15 protein-coding genes are annotated in these 17,205 nt (G+C 43.8%); 14 read left to right on the forward strand and 1 reads right to left on the reverse strand.

Features of this window, described 5'->3' with window-relative positions; genetic code table 11:
- The first annotated feature begins 114 nt into the window (after positions 1 to 114).
- The 13 genes from WC805_00760 (at position 115) to WC805_00820 (ending at position 15,533) form a co-directional block, all read left to right on the forward strand.
- A complete protein-coding gene (locus tag WC805_00760; GenBank protein ID MFA5967035.1) occupies positions 115 to 1,284 on the forward strand; it encodes a sigma factor-like helix-turn-helix DNA-binding protein in 1,170 nt (389 codons plus the stop codon).
- Positions 1,285 to 1,296: 12 nt separating this feature from the next.
- Entirely contained in the window at positions 1,297 to 4,188 is a 2,892-nt protein-coding gene (locus WC805_00765; protein ID MFA5967036.1) for a TraM recognition domain-containing protein, read from the forward strand.
- A 26-nt stretch (positions 4,189 to 4,214) separates the two neighbouring features.
- Complete coding sequence (gene ligA / locus WC805_00770; GenBank protein MFA5967037.1) at positions 4,215 to 6,191, forward strand: NAD-dependent DNA ligase LigA; 1,977 nt, start codon at positions 4,215 to 4,217, stop codon at positions 6,189 to 6,191.
- On the forward strand, positions 6,188 to 6,853 hold the full coding sequence (locus tag WC805_00775) for an HAD hydrolase-like protein (protein MFA5967038.1): 666 nt from the start codon (positions 6,188 to 6,190) through the stop codon (positions 6,851 to 6,853). The genes ligA and WC805_00775 overlap by 4 nt, the downstream gene beginning before the upstream one ends.
- A 112-nt stretch (positions 6,854 to 6,965) precedes the next feature.
- A complete protein-coding gene (locus WC805_00780; GenBank protein ID MFA5967039.1) occupies positions 6,966 to 7,736 on the forward strand; it encodes an SIMPL domain-containing protein in 771 nt (256 codons plus the stop codon).
- A 94-nt stretch (positions 7,737 to 7,830) separates the two neighbouring features.
- A complete protein-coding gene (locus WC805_00785) occupies positions 7,831 to 8,292 on the forward strand; it encodes a hypothetical protein (protein MFA5967040.1) in 462 nt (153 codons plus the stop codon).
- Positions 8,293 to 8,393: 101 nt separating this feature from the next.
- A complete protein-coding gene (gene gatC / locus WC805_00790) occupies positions 8,394 to 8,693 on the forward strand; it encodes an Asp-tRNA(Asn)/Glu-tRNA(Gln) amidotransferase subunit GatC (protein ID MFA5967041.1) in 300 nt (99 codons plus the stop codon).
- Positions 8,694 to 8,796: 103 nt separating this feature from the next.
- Positions 8,797 to 10,200, forward strand: a complete 1,404-nt coding sequence (gatA, locus tag WC805_00795) for an Asp-tRNA(Asn)/Glu-tRNA(Gln) amidotransferase subunit GatA (protein MFA5967042.1) — start codon at positions 8,797 to 8,799, stop codon at positions 10,198 to 10,200.
- Positions 10,197 to 10,604: a hypothetical protein gene (locus WC805_00800; protein MFA5967043.1), complete on the forward strand. Its 408-nt coding sequence runs from the start codon at positions 10,197 to 10,199 to the stop codon at positions 10,602 to 10,604. Before gatA ends, WC805_00800 begins: the two co-directional genes overlap by 4 nt.
- A 2-nt stretch (positions 10,605 to 10,606) precedes the next feature.
- Positions 10,607 to 11,998, forward strand: coding sequence for an Asp-tRNA(Asn)/Glu-tRNA(Gln) amidotransferase subunit GatB (gene gatB / locus WC805_00805; GenBank protein ID MFA5967044.1), 1,392 nt, complete (start codon positions 10,607 to 10,609; stop codon positions 11,996 to 11,998).
- A gap of 46 nt (positions 11,999 to 12,044) precedes the next feature.
- A complete protein-coding gene (locus WC805_00810; GenBank protein MFA5967045.1) occupies positions 12,045 to 12,449 on the forward strand; it encodes a hypothetical protein in 405 nt (134 codons plus the stop codon).
- Between the two features lie 25 nt (positions 12,450 to 12,474).
- Positions 12,475 to 14,922, forward strand: coding sequence for a type IV secretion system DNA-binding domain-containing protein (locus tag WC805_00815; protein MFA5967046.1), 2,448 nt, complete (start codon positions 12,475 to 12,477; stop codon positions 14,920 to 14,922).
- 77 nt (positions 14,923 to 14,999) lie between these two features.
- Complete coding sequence (locus WC805_00820) at positions 15,000 to 15,533, forward strand: hypothetical protein (GenBank protein ID MFA5967047.1); 534 nt, start codon at positions 15,000 to 15,002, stop codon at positions 15,531 to 15,533.
- A 410-nt stretch (positions 15,534 to 15,943) separates the two neighbouring features.
- Here WC805_00820 and WC805_00825 read toward each other — a convergent pair whose 3' ends face one another.
- A complete protein-coding gene (locus WC805_00825; GenBank protein ID MFA5967048.1) occupies positions 15,944 to 16,711 on the reverse strand; it encodes a M23 family metallopeptidase in 768 nt (255 codons plus the stop codon).
- A 292-nt stretch (positions 16,712 to 17,003) separates the two neighbouring features.
- Here WC805_00825 and WC805_00830 point away from each other — a divergent pair, with 292 nt between their 5' ends.
- Entirely contained in the window at positions 17,004 to 17,204 is a 201-nt protein-coding gene (locus WC805_00830; protein ID MFA5967049.1) for a hypothetical protein, read from the forward strand.
- Position 17,205: the final 1 nt, after the last annotated feature.

Below are 17,205 nucleotides of genomic sequence, written 5' to 3' on the forward strand. Positions count from 1 at the left end.
AAATAAGCTGCTAGAGCCCCTTTCTGGATGGAAAGGGGATTATTTATATATTGACATAAATTTAGTAATGTGATATAATTTAATTAGTAAAGTCGGTATAATAAATAGTAAGAGATGGACACAATTAACCCTATCCAATCAGATGCTTCAGCCCAACCCGGAGGAGACGGCTCTCTTTTAAAAAGATTTCTGTCTGAAAGCGAAACTGCCCAAATGAACATTCTCAAGCCGTTCAAACTGGTTAGTGGGGTTTTGGGTGATCTGCGCGAGCGCGAACGAGAAGTATTGGTTATGCGCTACGGTTTATCTAATAGTGAAGCCAGTAAGGAAACGCTAGAAAGTATCGGCCGGCGTTTTACTGTGACCCGGGAAAGAGTCCGCCAAATTGAACACGCTGCCTTAAAAAAGGTGAGCAAGAAATTTTCCGGATCATTGAAACCAATTATTAAAGCTATTGAGAGTTATCTTCTGGCCAATGGTAATATTGCTGAAATGGAACACTTGGCTCAATATTTTCATTTGCAGCCAGACAATTTAGATGCTCAGCTTGATGCCAAAGCTTTACGGTTATTAATGGATGCCTATGATAAAGTAGTCCCGCTCAAAAAACAACCTTTGTTTAAAGAAGGCTGGGTAGCCAAGACTATCACTCAAGATTTATTAGTTCAAATTGAAGCTCAGGCGCAAAAGACTTTAGAACTCTCCGGTAAAGCTATATCCGAAACAGAATTAGTGCGGCAAATCAATCAACAATTACCCAATATTGATAGCGCTTTGATCGCCGGGGTTTTCAAAGTCAGCCATAAGCTAGGCTTAGATCATCAAGGAGCTTGGGGTTTATCGGCTTGGCCGCTGGTGATGCCGCGGCGGATCCGCGATAAAGTGTTTATTGTCTTAGAAGAAGCTGGCAAACCGCTGCACTTTGAAGACATTACTCGTTTAATCCAAAAAAGATATCCATCCGAGAAAAAAGTATTGAATCGGACTGTTCATAATGAACTGATTGGCGACGCTAGATTTGTCCTAGTAGGGCGCGGGATTTATGCCCTGAGAGTCTGGGGATATCAACCCGGAGTCGTGGCGGATGTTATCAAGCAAATATTACAAAAAGCAGGTCGGCCGCTAACGGTAGGAGAAATAGTGGCGGAAGTGCTGAAGAGCCGACAAGTGAAAAAGAATACTATTATTGCCAACTTACAGAATCACGCCTTGTTCAAAAAGGTAGCTAAATCTACTTATGTATTGTCGGGTGATCCATCTAACCCCGAACCCCATGTTAATTAAGGAGACACACTGATGGAAAATCTGTCAGGAATTATTTTATTGGTCGGTCTCGCCCTAGGGTGGATAGTGGTTATTTTGGTAGCTTGGTGGTTGCTGTTTAGACGTAAATTGATGACTCCTCGGCGCGTAGAAGGGCCTCGGGTAGATACTACCACTGGCGCAGTTTTGTTAGCCATTGATGTACCGAAAGAAAATGATAAAACCCCTTTGGCAGCCGAAGCCTTATTTTCCAGTTTGCACGGTATTGGTGAAAGCCGATTAAGTTTCGAAATTGAAGCTAAAGAAAAATCCATCCGGTTTTATGTGTGGGTGCCGCTGGCCTTGCGCGGATATGTCGAAAGTCAGCTGTATGCCCAATACCCCAATATAAATATTATGGAAATGCGCGATTATGCTGATCCGACCAAATTACCGGAAAATCTCTTTGCGGTAGCCACGGAATTAAAATTGGGTAGGTCGGATCTATATCCCATTAAGACTTTTCTGAACTTCGACGTTGACCCTTTGGCCGCTATTACCAGTACGTTGAGTAAACTAGAAGAACATCAGCATATTTGGATTCAGTTGATCGTGTGGCCGGAAGGGAATAAATGGCGCGATCGGGCCGTCCGATTTATTAATGATGTCAGAACTGGGAACAAACGGGCTACCTTTGCTAAAGCCGTATTGAAAGAGATCGGTTTACTGATGGGTGAAGTAGTGGGGACTATCTTTAAAGGCGGGACTTATCAACCCACAGAAAAAGTAGCTAAACCAGTGGAGTTATCGGCAGGCATGGAACAGGCCCTAAAAGAAGTGGAAGCCAAGAGTTCTAAGTTGGGTTTCAGCTCTACGCTACGGATAATTGTTTTAGATCGGCAACCAGAATTGGCGCAAAGTAAGTTACAACTGGCAGTCGGAGCTTTCAAACAATTTAATACTAACAACCTCAATTATTTTGAAGTGGGGCAATTTGTAAATGATCAAGCTGGGATTTTGTCGGCCTACAGCCAAAGAAGTCCGGGAGTATCTAATTTTATTTTAAATGTGACAGAATTGGCCAGTATTTATCATTTGCCGAATGTGTCGGTAACCACACCCAATATTGTCTGGGCTGGCTCTAAAAAAGGCGAACCCCCGTCTAATTTGCCGTTGGAAGCCAGTATTCAATCCACCGAATTAACACTGCTAGCTAAAACTAACTTCCGGGGTAGTGAGGAAAAGTTTGGTATTAAACTCAAAGATCGGCGTCGGCATGTTTATGTAATTGGTAAAAGCGGCGTGGGTAAATCCGTGCTTTTAAAGAATATGGCGATTGATGATATTAGAGAAAATCGCGGCGTGGCCATGATTGACCCGCACGGAGAAGACGTCACGGATGTATTAGACTTTATACCTAATTATCGAGTGAACGATGTGATTGTATTCGACCCGGGCGACCGTGATTTTGCGGTCGGGTTTAACATGTTTGAACTAGCTGATCCGAAATATAAAGTAGTAACTGCTTCCGGTATCGTAGGCAGCTTTAAAAACTTGTTTGCCGATTCTTGGGGCCCACGTTTGGAATATTGGCTGAAGTCGGCGGTTTTGGCACTGATGGATTATCCTAACGCCACTTTGTTGATGGTGCCGCGTATTTTTACCGACAAGGAATTCCGCGGCAAGGTATTAGAAAGTATCCAAGACCCCATGATTAAATCGCGCTGGACGAACGAATGGCCCAAATTAGATCCGAAAGCCCAGGGTGAGGCCATTGGCCCGATTTTAAATAAGGTCGGACAATTCTTGTCCTCCCCGGTTATTAGAAACATTGTCGGTCAGCCGAAATCCAGCATCGACTTTAGAAAAGTAATGGACGAAGGCAAAATCCTGCTGGTTAAATTATCTAAAGGAATTATCGGCGACGACAATTCCAATTTATTGGGATCGATGATCGTGACCCAATTCCAGTTGGCTGCTATGTCCCGGGCCGATATTCCACCCAGTGAGCGTCGGGATTTCTATTTATATGTGGATGAGTTCCAAAACTTTGCTACCGATTCGTTTGCCACGATTCTTTCAGAGGCGAGAAAATATAATTTATCGCTCACGGTGGCTAATCAGTATATGGCTCAACTTTCGGATGAAGTCAAAAATGCCATTTTCGGCAACGTCGGAACATTAATTTCTTTCCGGGTCGGGGCGGATGATGCGGATGGTTTGATGAAAGAATTTGCACCAATATTTGATGCTAACGATCTAGTTAATTTAAACATTTATAATATTTATTTGAAATTGTCAGTCGATGGAATGACGATGCCGGCATTTTCTGCACAAACCTTGCCGCCTCCCGCCGACCATAATCATAATACGGAAAAAATCATTGCGCTGTCGCATGAACGTTACACCAAGCCAGCCATTTTTGTGGAAGAAAAAATCAAAGAGCTATTGGAAGAAACGGCGGCAGGCAGTGCCTATGTCCCGCGAGGGGAAACACCTAGTCGTAGTTATGGTAATAGCAGTGGTTATACTAGCAACAGCGGCGGCAGCCGACCTTTGCCTAATCGGCCAGTGCCATTTCGGCCAGCCTTAAAGGTTGATCTGCCGGGCGCTACTGACATGAAAACAGCTATTCAATCCGCTCAAACGGAAGTAGTAGTACCGCCAGTACCTAGTCAGGCTCGAGAGCCACGGCGCGAAGTGAAAAGAGTTTACCCTAGAGGTAGAGTCAAACCTCAAGAAGCAACACTCAAGAATTTGATTTCTGCTATTGAGAAGAATAAACCTAAATCTAATCTGATCCATGATCTGCAAGCCAGCGGAACTAAGCCCGGATCGACTCCGCCACCTCTTGCTCCGAAAGCGAACGAACTCAAAGAAAACGAATGGATTTCTTTGGAAAATCTTAAAAAACAATCAGACAAAAATCAGCCCCCTCAGCAGTAATCTGCCCTATACCTTATAATAGAAGAGTGGATAGTTCAAAGGCGGCAAACAGGATAAAACAATTGGTAGAGGAAATCAACTACCATAATTACCGGTATTATGTTTTAGATAAACCGGAGATTTCCGATGAGCATTACGATACACTTTACCGGGAATTGGTTGATTTAGAACAGCGATTCCCCAAGCTGTTATTAACCGATTCGCCCACACAAAGGGTCGGGGATAAAGTGAAAGCCGGTTTTCAGGAAGTGCGCCATAGTAAGAAACGCATGTCGTTGGATGATGTATTTAGTTGGGATGGTTTGGATGAATTTAACGACCGCGTTGTTAAATTACTTGGTAAATCACCGAAGTATACTTGTGAAATTAAAATCGATGGTTTGCAGATGATTCTGACATATAGAAACGGTGAATTAGTGCAGGCCGCCACACGCGGTGACGGGGAAGTAGGAGAGGATGTTACACATACGGTGAGAACTGTGCGCGACATTCCCCTAAAACTAGTCCGGCCCTTGGATATCACAGTTAGTGGAGAGATTTATATTGAAAAAGACGAGTTTATTAGAATCAATCAGGAACAAACTAAATTGGGCCAAGAAAAATATGCCAATCCGCGTAATTTGGCGGCGGGAACAGTCCGGCAACTGGACCCTCGGATTGCTAGCGCCAGAAAATTATCCAGTTTCTTTTATGATCTATCCGGCGACATTACCGTGGCCAACCAAGTTCAAATGTTTGAGGAATTGAGAACTTTGCGGTTTAAAATCAATGAGAATTTTCGGTTGTGTGAGAGTCTGGCCGAAGTTAAAAAATTTATTGAAGAGTGGGGGATAAAGCGCACTAAACTTGCTTATGCTACGGATGGTATCGTAATCAAAGTGAATGACGTTGCTCTGCGCGATAAATTGGGAGTGACGGCTAAATCGCCGCGCTGGGCAGCCGCGTATAAGTTTCCAGCCGAACAGGCGGAAACAACCATAGAGGATATAGTTGTCCAAGTAGGCCGGACAGGCGTTTTAACGCCCGTAGCGGAGCTCCGGGCGGTTAGGTTGGCAGGCAGTACCGTGAAAAGAGCAACTTTGCACAATGAAGACGAAATTAAGCGGAAAGATATTCGGATCGGAGACAGTGTAGTGGTGCAAAAAGCGGGCGATATCATTCCGGAAATCGTCAAAGTGATTCGTCATAGTAAAGATAGTTCGGCCTGGCGGATGCCCCGAATTTGTCCTATTTGCGGCGGAAAAGTCGAGCGTGTAGATGGTGAAGCGGCGCATCGATGTGTAAATAAGAGTTGTTTTACTATTCGTCTTCGCGGTATCGAACATTTTATTTCGCGAGATGCCTTTGACATGGAAGGGCTGGGTGTTAAAAATGTGGAAGCTTTTCTGCAGTTGGGATTGATCAAAGATGCGGCTGATTTGTTTGATTTGCGCGCAGAAGATATTGCCGGATTAGACCGGCATGGCGAGAAATCCGCCGAAAATATTATTAAAAGTATTCAGGGAAGCAAGAAAATTTCTTTGGACAGATTTTTATATGCCTTAGGCATCAGAAATATCGGCAAACAGACAGCGATAGATCTGGCTAATCATTTTCACACTTTAGAAAAGATGAAGACTGCTACCGTAGATCGGTTGATAGCGGTAGAAGGAGTGGCGGAAGTAGTGGCTAAGAGCGTCTATAATTATTTTCAGGATAAAAATAACCTTAGATTTATTGACCGATTATTGGAGGCCGGGATTACGGTTAAGAATGTTCAATCCACCGCTCCCGGAAAATTATCCGGCAAAACTTTTGTGTTAACCGGAACATTGCAGAATTACACTCGCGAACAAGCAAGGGATTCAATCCGGGCTTTAGGTGGACGCGTGAGTAGTTCAGTGTCTCGGGAAACTGATTATGTAGTGGCAGGGGAGAACCCCGGCAGTAAATATACCCAAGCCCAAAAACTTGGCGTCAAAATTCTCTCCGAACCTGATTTAATAGTGCTCTTAAGGATATGAAATTACTCCTTTTTGATATCGATGGCACACTCATAAAGAGCGGTGCTGATGGTGCTCATCGGGCCTCTTTTTCATATGCGACAGAAAAAGTTTTTGGTGTGGCTGTTAATTTAGAAGAGGTACCAACTGCCGGGAAAATCGATTCACAAATATTGATTGAGTTCTTGGGGACGAAAGGTATTAGTTCCACGGAAAGCAAGGGAAAATTAGATTTGCTTTTCGAACATATGGTTCAGTATTTTAAGAAGAATTCTATAGATTTAGAAAAATTTGTTTTACCTAATGTTGTAATCACTTTACAAAAGTTGCAAGGAAGGAAAGATTTAATTCTTGGCCTTTTGACTGGCAATGTAGAGGAAATAGGTTGGATGAAGATGGAAAAATCAAATCTAAGGAAATTTTTCCAGACAGGTGTGTTTGGTAACGAGGCGTTAAAAAGAACGGACTTAGTAGTAAAAGCTTTAGAAAAAGTTAGAAACTACGAGATTCAATTAAATGACACTTACATTATCGGCGATACGCCGCTGGATATTAAGTGTGCCCAAGAAACAGGTTGTTTATCAGTTGCCATACCAAGCGGTTCTTATTCAGCAGAGGAACTTGCAAAAGAAAAGCCGGATTATCTTTTAAAAGATATTGCTGAATTGACCGATATTCTTTAATCTCATCAACAATAAAATCTGTTAGAATGGGAGTGATAATAATAAAGTTGTCCCGATGTCCCGATCCAGTAAGTATCGGGAAGCGGGACACATCTAACGATGTGGAGGGATTATGGATTGGAAGAATAGAGATTACTTCAAGTGGACAATTATTGGGGCTTTGATCGTTTTCGCGCTTAGTGCCGTAGCGTATGTCTATGCTTATTCGCGGACGATGCAGCCGGCCTCGGCTTTTAGTGTGAGTGCCGAAGGCAAGGTGGTGATGGTGCCAGATACCGCTAAATTTACCTTTACGGTAGTAACACAGGGCGGTACTGACCCGGTGAAATTACAGAAAGACAACACCACTAAAGTCAATGCCATCATCAAATATCTACAAGATCAAGGTATTGATAAAAAAGATATTAAAACAGAAGGATATTATCTAAATCCGCAATATAGCTATCCGGTATGTCGGGAAGGAGCCTGTCCTCCGCCTAAGATCAATGGTTATGAAGTCAGAAACATCACTTCTGTTAAAACTAAAGATTTAGACAAAGCCGGTGCGCTACTTTCAGGGGTGACCGAAAAAGGCGCCAACGAAGTTTCTGGTCTCGAATTAACTGTAGATGACAAAACCGCCGTCGAAAATCAAGCTCGGGAAGAGGCGATGAAAAAAGCCACCGACAAAGCTCGGTCAATGGCTAAAGCCGGTGGATTTAGATTGGGTCGCTTGCTTTCGATTGATGAATATTCTCCAGGCGGTGTAACGCCGATGTATGGCTATGGTATGGGGGGAGGAGAAAAAACTATTTCATCCCCGACCCCAGCCGTAGATGTGAACGTGCAACCTGGTTCTCAAGAATTTATCGTGAATGTTAATCTGAGATACGAGATCAGGTAACCAAGCCTCTATAAATTAGATTTACTAGTCCTAGAGTTGATTTTTTCTCTAGAGTCTGTATATTGAAATTACCAAATTTCTCAAAAAGAGAGAGGTGAACCTTGTGAATAAGAATAATAATTACGACGATCCAGCGACAATTGCCGCAACAGTGGCCCCATCGGTGTACCGGATCACTACATTTCTTCAAAATCAATCGGGCTGGACTGGAATGGGTCTAGTTCTGCCAATGGAAGCTGCGGGAACATATTTTCCCATCGGTAATATCAATACCAGTCTGGCAAGCACGCTCCATGAAGAGTTACTCTCCTATGTCCGGCTTTGCAAGCAGAATTACACTACCATTGATATGCGCAAATCTGAAAATGCCGGAGAGACTGCCTGGAAGATTATCAATGAAGTTGGTGGATTCCAGGGTATTATTATTCTGGCATTATCTAGCGTTGATGGTTCGGAGAGAGAAGAGTTCTGTCTGGCACACATTATTTCTGCTCCTGGATATGCTCAGGACTTGTGGAAAGTAGCAGAGCAAGTGTTGCTCGAAGATGGGCAGTAAATTAAAACACAGACTGCTAAAGCGCTTTGATCGAGGCCTGGGAATTACCAGGCCTTTTTTGTATCATTGGGAGAGTCAAAACTTCAAGGTATAATAATCTTATGAGTTTAGATGAAAAAGAAGTCCAGTGGGTGGCCAATTTGGCCAAACTGGAGCTGACTGACGCTGAAAGTGTGCAATATGCCGACCAACTATCAGCCATTTTGGGGTATGTGGCCGAGTTGCAGTCGGTTGACATCAGTCAAGTTGAGGCCGTCGGGCAAATCACCGGGCTGACTAACCAACTGGCTCAAGATGAAGTGAGGGAGGGTAGTATTCCGAGAGAAAAACTATTGGTGAATGCGCCAGCGCAAGAAAAAGGCTACATTAAAGTAAAAAGTATTTTTGGCAGAGCCACATAAAGAATTAAAAATTGTCATCCCGGACCGGATTGCCAGAGGTGAATCAGGATCCGGGATCCAGGCCTAGATTCCGGATCAAGTCCGGAATGACACAGAGTAATATATGAATATTGCGGAAGCGAAAAAAATAGATTTAACCCAGTGTTTAGCTGACATTAAATTAGCTCAAAATAAGCTAAATATTTTAATTTCTGTAGCTGATAAACCTAGTAAGCTGGACAAAGGCATTTTAAATGTACCCTGTTTAATAAAAGACAACATCACAACATTGGATTTTCCGACCACTTGTGCTTCTAAAATACTCAAGGATTTTCATTCTCCGTATGAAGCAACTGTGATAACGAAATTGAAACAAGCCGGGGTCTGGGTAGCCGGCAAGGCAAATTTAGACGAATTTGCCATGGGTGCATCGACGGAAAATTCTGCGTTTGGTCCGACTAAGAATCCAGTGGATATAACTCGAGTGCCGGGGGGCAGTTCGGGCGGTTCTGTGGCCGCTGTGGCGGCAGGAGTGGTGCCATTTGCCCTCGGGAGCGACACAGCTGGGTCGGTACGCCAGCCAGCAGCTTTTTGCGGTGTAGTGGGCATTAAACCCACCTATGGCCGTGTTAGTCGCTATGGATTAGTGGCGATGGCGAGTTCTCTGGATCAGATCAGCCCTGTGGCTAATACAGTCGAAGACTGTGCTTTAGTTTTACAAACGATTGCCGGTAAGGATGAACTAGATGCAACTTCTTTAGATGCCCCCGTGCCTAATTATGTACAAGAAATTAAACAGGATATTAAAGGACTCCGGATCGGCGTTCCAGCTGAATGTTTTGATACCGGCATTGATGCAAACATTTGTACGGCTGTGCAATCCGCTATCCAGCACATGAAATCTTTGGGAGCGGAAATTATTGATATTAATTTGCCTTACACCAAGCAAGCGTTAGCTACTTATTATATTATTCAACCGGCAGAAGTATCGGCTAATTTAGCGCGTTACGACGGAGTAAAATATGGATTGTCCGCGGGTGGTGATGACAAAATAGAAACCATTACTGAAATGTATCGAAAAACTCGGGCGGCGGGATTTGGCCCGGAAGTAAAGCGGAGAATTATGTTGGGCACTTATGCCACTTCGGCCGGATTTCGCGATGCTTATTATGATCGAGCCCGCAAAGTTGCGACATTGATCAAACAAGATTTTGACGAAGCTTTCAAAAAAGTGGATGTAATTATCACGCCAACCACCCCCACTACTGCCTTTAAATTAGGCGAAAAAGTGAACGATCCCTTGGCGATGTATATGGCGGATTTGTTAACCGTATCCGCTAATATTGTCGGCATTCCTGCCATCTCCGTTCCTTGTGGCATGATTGAGGGCTTGCCGGTGGGTTTGCAAGTTATGGGGCCTCAATTAAGCGAGAGTTTAATTATGCGAACGGCTTACGCTTTTGAGCAATCCACTCAGGATATGCCGTGGCGCCAAGAACTAATTATTAAACAACAAAGCTGGCGATGACAATATGGTATTTATTGATTATCTTAGTGGTCGGTTTAGCATTGCTGTGGCTAGTTACCCGAGGATTAAAATCGCGGCGAGGGTTATCTCACCAGGATCAGGCCTTAGTAACCGCTAAATGGCGGGAGGTGGAGAAATTGATGGAACAAGGTCGCAGCAAAGAAGCTATCTTCGATGCCGATAAACTGCTAGATTTTATTTTTCGTAAGATGAATTTTTCTGGAGAAACTTTTGCTGATCGCCTGAAAGCGGCGGAAAAATTTCTACCCAATTATCAAGATATTTGGGGAGCCCATAAATTAAGAAATAAACTCGCTCACGAAATAGATTTTCAACCTTCTCTTCACGAAGCCCAGCAAGCTATCGCTACTTTTGCGCGGGCTATCCGAAAATTAAATAGTTAGTCATGGATAAATTAGTTCCTACAATTGGTCTGGAAATTCATGTGCAATTGGCGACTAAAAGCAAAATGTTTTGCCGGTGTGATAATAATGCGGAAGGCAAAGCCCCGAATACCGTGGTTTGTCCGGTGTGTATGGGGTTTCCGGGCACTCTGCCGGTAACCAATGTCGTGGCGGTGGAGTGGGGAGCGAAAGCGGCGCTCGCTTTGGGTTGCCAAATCAATGCTTTCCAACGCTTTGATCGTAAAAATTATTTCTATCCCGATTTGCCCAAGGGCTATCAAATCTCGCAATTTTTCTTCCCGGTAGGCGAGAATGGTAAAATTACTATTGATTATCTGCCGGAAACCGGCCAGGACAAGGCAGAATTTACTACGAGAATCAAACGCGTGCATTTAGAAGAAGATGCCGGCAAGTTAGTCCATGCCAAAGACAGCACCTTGGTTGATTTTAACCGCTGCGGCACGCCGCTTTTAGAAATCGTGACGGAGCCGGATATTCATAGTCCTAGGGAAGCCAAAGCCTTTATCCAGGAACTGCAAAGAATCGTGCGAGCGCTGGGAATCTCACAGGCGGATATGGAAAAAGGTCATTTGCGCGTAGATGCAAACATTTCCATGGCGCCAATTGGTAGTAAAACTTTAGGTACCCTGGTCGAATTAAAAAATATGAATTCTTTTCGTTTTGTTGAAAAAGCTCTCGACTATGAAGTGAACAGACAAACAGAAGTGATTCAAGGAGGCGGGAAAATCATTAAAGAAACGCGGGGATGGGACGAAAAGAATAACACCACTCTGGCCCAGCGCAGCAAGGAAGAATTCAACGATTATCGCTATTTCCCGGAACCGGATTTGCCTCCCATTGTGTTGATGGAGCTGGACATTAAAAAATGGCAGACTGAACTAGTTAATTTGCCGGCGGCTTTGCGCCAAGCGGCAGCAGAAAAAGGATTGTCCTATGGCAGGACAGTTGAATTGCAAGAAGCTGGCCAATTGGCGCGCTTGATCAATTTATTACAAGTTGATGATATTAATTCCACACTAGCAGCTAATTGGATAGCCAAAACATGGACGGATGATAATCAACTGATCAATTTTTTGCAGACTATCGAGCAACATAGTTTATCTACCGGTGAAGCCAATCAATTATACGGTTTAGCGAACAAATCCGGTCAACTTCCAGGAGAGTTAGTTGGTCAAATTGAAAAGATTGATACCGCTACGATTGAAAAGGCGGTAGCTGAAGTGTTGGCGGTACACCCGGAGGCAGTGGTGGAATATAAAGCTGGAGAGAAAAAGGTAGTTGGGTTTTTGATGGGTCAAATTATGGCTCAATTACACGGAAAAGGTGACGCTGGGAGCATAAAATCTGTTTTAGAGGCTAAATTGACGGAATAGATCATTTGTGGTATAATTAAAGGGAGTCAAAAAGGAGGGAACTTTATTGGCTAATTTAGAAAAGATGGCTTCTGGAAACGAAAATCCTTACCATTCTCCGATCACTCCTGAATTTTCTGGATCAAAAGAACCAGCGGGCAATAACGGGTTGGTTTCGGAATCACAAACAGAAATATCTCGACATGAAGCTGCCCCAATCGATATAGATGGAGAAAATGTTTTCCCGGAAGATGAAACGATCCAAGAGGGAATCCATTCAGATGACGCAGACGAACGGGAAATGGCCAAAACATTAGCCACCCGTTTTCATAAAAACAAAACCAGCCGGCTAGATTTAGATGTAGAACAATTATTTATATTGAGTGAAGCTGGTCTAATCGATATAACGCCACAGAAAATGACAGATTTGTTGACTAAACTAAAACATCAAGAAGAAGATCTGTTAAACTAAAAGTAGGGATTAACTAAAACAAAAAATGCTCTGGGGAGTAGTTATCACCATTCTAATTTTAGCCGGACTTGCTGTAGGCGGGTATTTTTTATCGAAGAATCGTAAGCAAAGCTCTGTCCGCCAACAGGCAGCTGCCGCTCTGAAAAGAAAACTCTTTCGGATTACTGTTCCCAAGGGCGATCCGGAAACAGACAAAGCCAAAGAACTCAAAGACCTGATCGCCCCAGTCGAGGTGTTATTGCGCAACTTGCATGCGATGCAAGAAACTTTGCGCGGCGAGTACCTTACCCTAGAAATATTAGCTACCCAAGGATTTATCTCATTCTATGCCAGCGTACCGGGCGCACTGGCATCGTTATTGGAGAGACAAATTACAGCTCAGTATTCTGAAGCCACAGTGGAAGAAGTGGACGATCCCAATATTTTCCCTAAACAATGCGCTACCGCCGCTGTGCAGCTAGCTTTGAAGAAAGACTTCGTTTTTCCTATTCGAACTTACAAAACTTTCGAGACTGATACGCTCAATGCGCTGACTAATGCTTTGAGTAAATTAAACGAGAGCGCCGAGGGGGCCGGAGTGCAGATTTTAGTTCGTCCGGTGGACGATAAATGGCAAAAGAAGGGACAATTTGTCGCTAGCCAAATGAAGGCAGGCAAATTTTCTGATGATTCGTTGGCTCAAGGCGTGCTGAAGGGGATTGGAGGATTGTTAGTGCCCGGGGCAAGTAAAACCAACGATAAATCCAAACCAGAAGAGCTTAAACCGCTGACATCGGCCCAAGAAAAAATTATTCAAACGATTGGCGAAAAAGCGGCTCAGCCAGGTTTTGAAGTAGTCATCCGGTTAGTCACAGCCGCAGCTACTCCCGAAAATGCCAAAATTAACTTAAATAATATCCTGAGTAGTTTTAGCCAATTTACTTCCGAGACCAACAGATTTACTATCGCCAAGTTGCCAGAAGAAAAAGTGATGACACAGTTTATTTTCCGGTTATTCAGTTTAGGTAAGCCGGATATTCTCAACACCGAGGAAGTGGCCTCACTCTGGCATTTGCCGACAGCCCGGCTAGAAACGCCAAATATCCGCTGGATGCGCGCCAAGAAACTACCGCCGCCCAGTAACTTACCAAAAGAGGGGATTACCTTAGGAAAAAGCGTCTATCGGGGAGTAGAAGCGATCATTAAAATGGAAGATGATGATCGGCGCCGGCATATCTATTGCATTGGTAAAACCGGGACGGGGAAAACTACTTGGATGCAGAATTTAGCTTACCAAGATATTATGGCCGGCAAGGGCGTCTGTGTCGTAGATCCGCATGGCGATATGGCTGATTGGTTGCTGGCGCGTATTCCGAAAGAACGTGTGGATGACGTGATCTTGTTTTATCCTCCTGATCTTGATCGTCCCATGGGACTCAATATGTTAGAAGCCAAAACTTCTGCGCAAAAACAGGAAGTCGTTGCCCAATTGATTGCTATTTTCTATAAATTATTCGATCCTACTGGCAGCAATCAAATCATCGGCCCGATGTTCGAGCATTACATGCGTAATGCCATGCTCGCTCTCTTGGCGGATGACGAAAACGGAACTACTCTCGTAGAAATCCCGCGCATGTTCACAGACACCGAATTTCGCAATCAAAAGCTGGCTAAAGTGACAGATCCGGTGGTTAAACAATTCTGGTTGCAAGAATATGCCCAATCGCAACGCGGTCAGCAGTCGGCGGATATGTTGAGCTATGTGGTTAGCAAAATCGGCCGGTTTATCAGTAACGATATGATGCGGAATATTGTCGGGCAGACTAAGTCGGCCTTTGATCTGCGCGATATTATGGATAATAAGAAAATTCTGCTAATCAATTTGGCCAAAGGCCTGACGGGAGATATCAACAGCAACCTGCTCGGATTTATTTTGGTGTCTAAGATTCAGATGGCCGCTTTATCACGGGCAGATATTCCGGAAAGTGAGCGCCAAGATTTTTATTTGTATATTGATGAGTTCCAAAATGTAACCACGGATTCAATTTCCATTATCTTATCAGAAGCCCGCAAATATCATTTAAATTTAATCGTCGCGCATCAGTTTGTGGCACAGTTGGATGAAAAGATCCGTGAGGCGGTTTTGGGAAATGTGGGGACTATGGTAAGCTTTACTATTGGCGCTACGGATGTGGAGGTGGTCGGCAAGCAATTTGCCCCGGAAGTGAGCGCCAATGACCTGATTAACATCGAAAATCGCAACGCCTATATTAAATTATTGATTGATGGGGCAGTCAGCAAGCCATTTAACTTAACTGCGCTGCCGCCGATGGGGGAGGCCAGACCAAAAGTGGCGCAAGCCCTGAAGAATTTGTCCCGCTTGAAATATGGCCGGGATCGGAGAATAGTAGAGACAGAAATTATCCGGCGTAATCAGCTTCCGCCCAAATCAGCTAATCCACCTAAAACAGGGGATAAACCTACTTCTGTCTAAGTAAAAATATTGCCAAAAATCACCTAAGGGTGTATAATTATATAGTCTGAGAGCATAAAAATAAACATTTTAAAGATATGACTGCCAACAAACAGCTCGAAAAACTGAGGGGACTCGTAGAAACAGCTTCGGCTAATATTGCCGCCGCAAAACAGATTTTAGCAGATTTATTAGGAACTTCGGTTTCGGAATTGGATTATCAAAATAAGGCTGGCGGTTTGAATACGGACGGCAAAGTGATCGAGGGCGTCTTTGACGGCCAGTATATGATCGATAAAGAAGGCAAGAAGTACCCAGTGCCGGCTAACTATGCTAGCAAGTCTAAATTAGTGGCTGGAGACGTGCTGAAGCTAACTATTGCAGACGATGGTTCGTTTATTTATAAACAAATCGGGCCAATAGCCCGCAAGAAGATTATCGGCACTTTACTGCATGAAAATGATGAATACAAAGTGGTCGCGGGCGGAAAATCGTACAAGGTGCTCTTAGCTTCGGTCACTTACTTTAAATTGAATCCGGGAGATGAATTAACGATTTTAGTGCCCGAAAAAGATGATACAGAATGGGCGGCGATCGAAAGTGCCATTATCGAACCGACTAAAACCGCCTAAGCCCGTAATAGATATCAAATAGACCTAATGTCGCACAAGATACATTGTGCGACATGTTAGATTCATTCCCCCTTTCTTTATTTTGGGTAAGTAGATTATGATGTGATTGAATAAATCGATGGGACTTAGCAGCCTGATCGGAATAGCGAAATCCGATCAGGCGCGCCCTTCGCCCTTGAACCTTGTACGCGGTTTGGCAGTACAAATAAAAACTTAGCCTCGGTAGGGAGAAGGGAGGCCCTGTATCCCCCCTTACTCCCTCCGAGGTGCCCCTAACTAAACAAAGCCACCCCCACCCAAATAATGGGGCCCTGTCGCATCCTTTGCGACAGGGTGTTTTTAAAATCAAAACTTGACGGTATACATCATGTATATTACTGTTAAAAAATTTTAGATAACCGGAAAACGGATTACCAATTAAAGTCAGGTTGTTCTAAAGGATTTTGGTTGTCGGTATAAAATTGGTTGGCGGGAGCCGCCGGAATAATCACATTCCCCCATTCCGTGTCAAAAAGTGGAACGGGATTTATGGCAGTGCGACTATCCTGCTTCGACTCGGAAGCGAGGCGAGCTTTTTTAATTAAATCTACTTGAAAATGCAAATGCGGATTGACTGTACCAGTTTTGCCTAAATGGCCGAGTAGATCCCCTACTTTAACCTGTTGGTTTTTCTTCACGGAAATATTTTGCAGATGACCGTAAGTAATCTGGTAACCATCACCAGAATCGATAATTACAGTATTTCCAATTTTTTTACCGGCGAAAATGACTTTTCCGGTAGAAGCAGAAACCACTTCTATCCCCTCTCTCCCGGCAAAATCAATCCCATTATGGCGGTCGCCCCATTCGGGATATTTCACATTGTAAGGCTGTTTAATGGCCTCTAACGCCCCGAACCAGCCATAAACGAACCAAGTATCGGTTTCGGGATTTCCAGCTACAAATTGGCTATTCTGAATGCCGAATTTAATTTCGCTTATGCCTGCAGTCCAAACTATTCCAGGGGTCTGATCATCTACACTACTCCAACGAGAAGCTGTGTTAAAAGGCAAGGATAGTTCCAGTAGAGGTAATTCTGTTATTGCATTAATTTGGCTGGCCTGGGAAGGTAAAACAAAATTGGGCCAGAAAACTATGCCCAAAGCTAGCCAAAATGTAACTAACAGCCGTTTATTCATAAGAAGCTACCTTATCAGAAAACCAGCTCCCAGTCAATGAAAATATTGATATTTCCGCCAAATTGTTTTATTATCTGTTTATCACTGATTCTTGACAGCAAAATTTTTTGAAGGAGTGTGACGAAATGTTCACGCAAAATAATCCTGACCAATTCGAACCTGGCAGGCCAAAAGGTCACAAAAACTTGTCACCCTGCCGCTCGTCCGGCTGTATGACCGATATTCTTGGGATATTTGTGCTTTTACTGCTAATACTAGCAGCGATACTGCTGGGATGAAAAGGAGACGGTGAATGGACATTGTTCATATTGGTATTATTGCCGCGATGGCGATCGTGATCATCTGGGGGTTCGGTTGGTATTTGCTTATAAAAGCAAAACAGCGGAAATCAATCAAGGACGCCAACGCGAGGCAGTGCAAATACAAAATCAACCCCGAACCTGGAGCCAAGCCTCCCGAACCTTTTCCTAAACAAATCCGCCAGAAGGAGTGAT

Source organism: Patescibacteria group bacterium, assembly GCA_041659905.1.
Lineage (GTDB): Bacteria > Patescibacteriota > Kazan-3B-28 > Kazan-3B-28 > UBA10110 > UBA10110.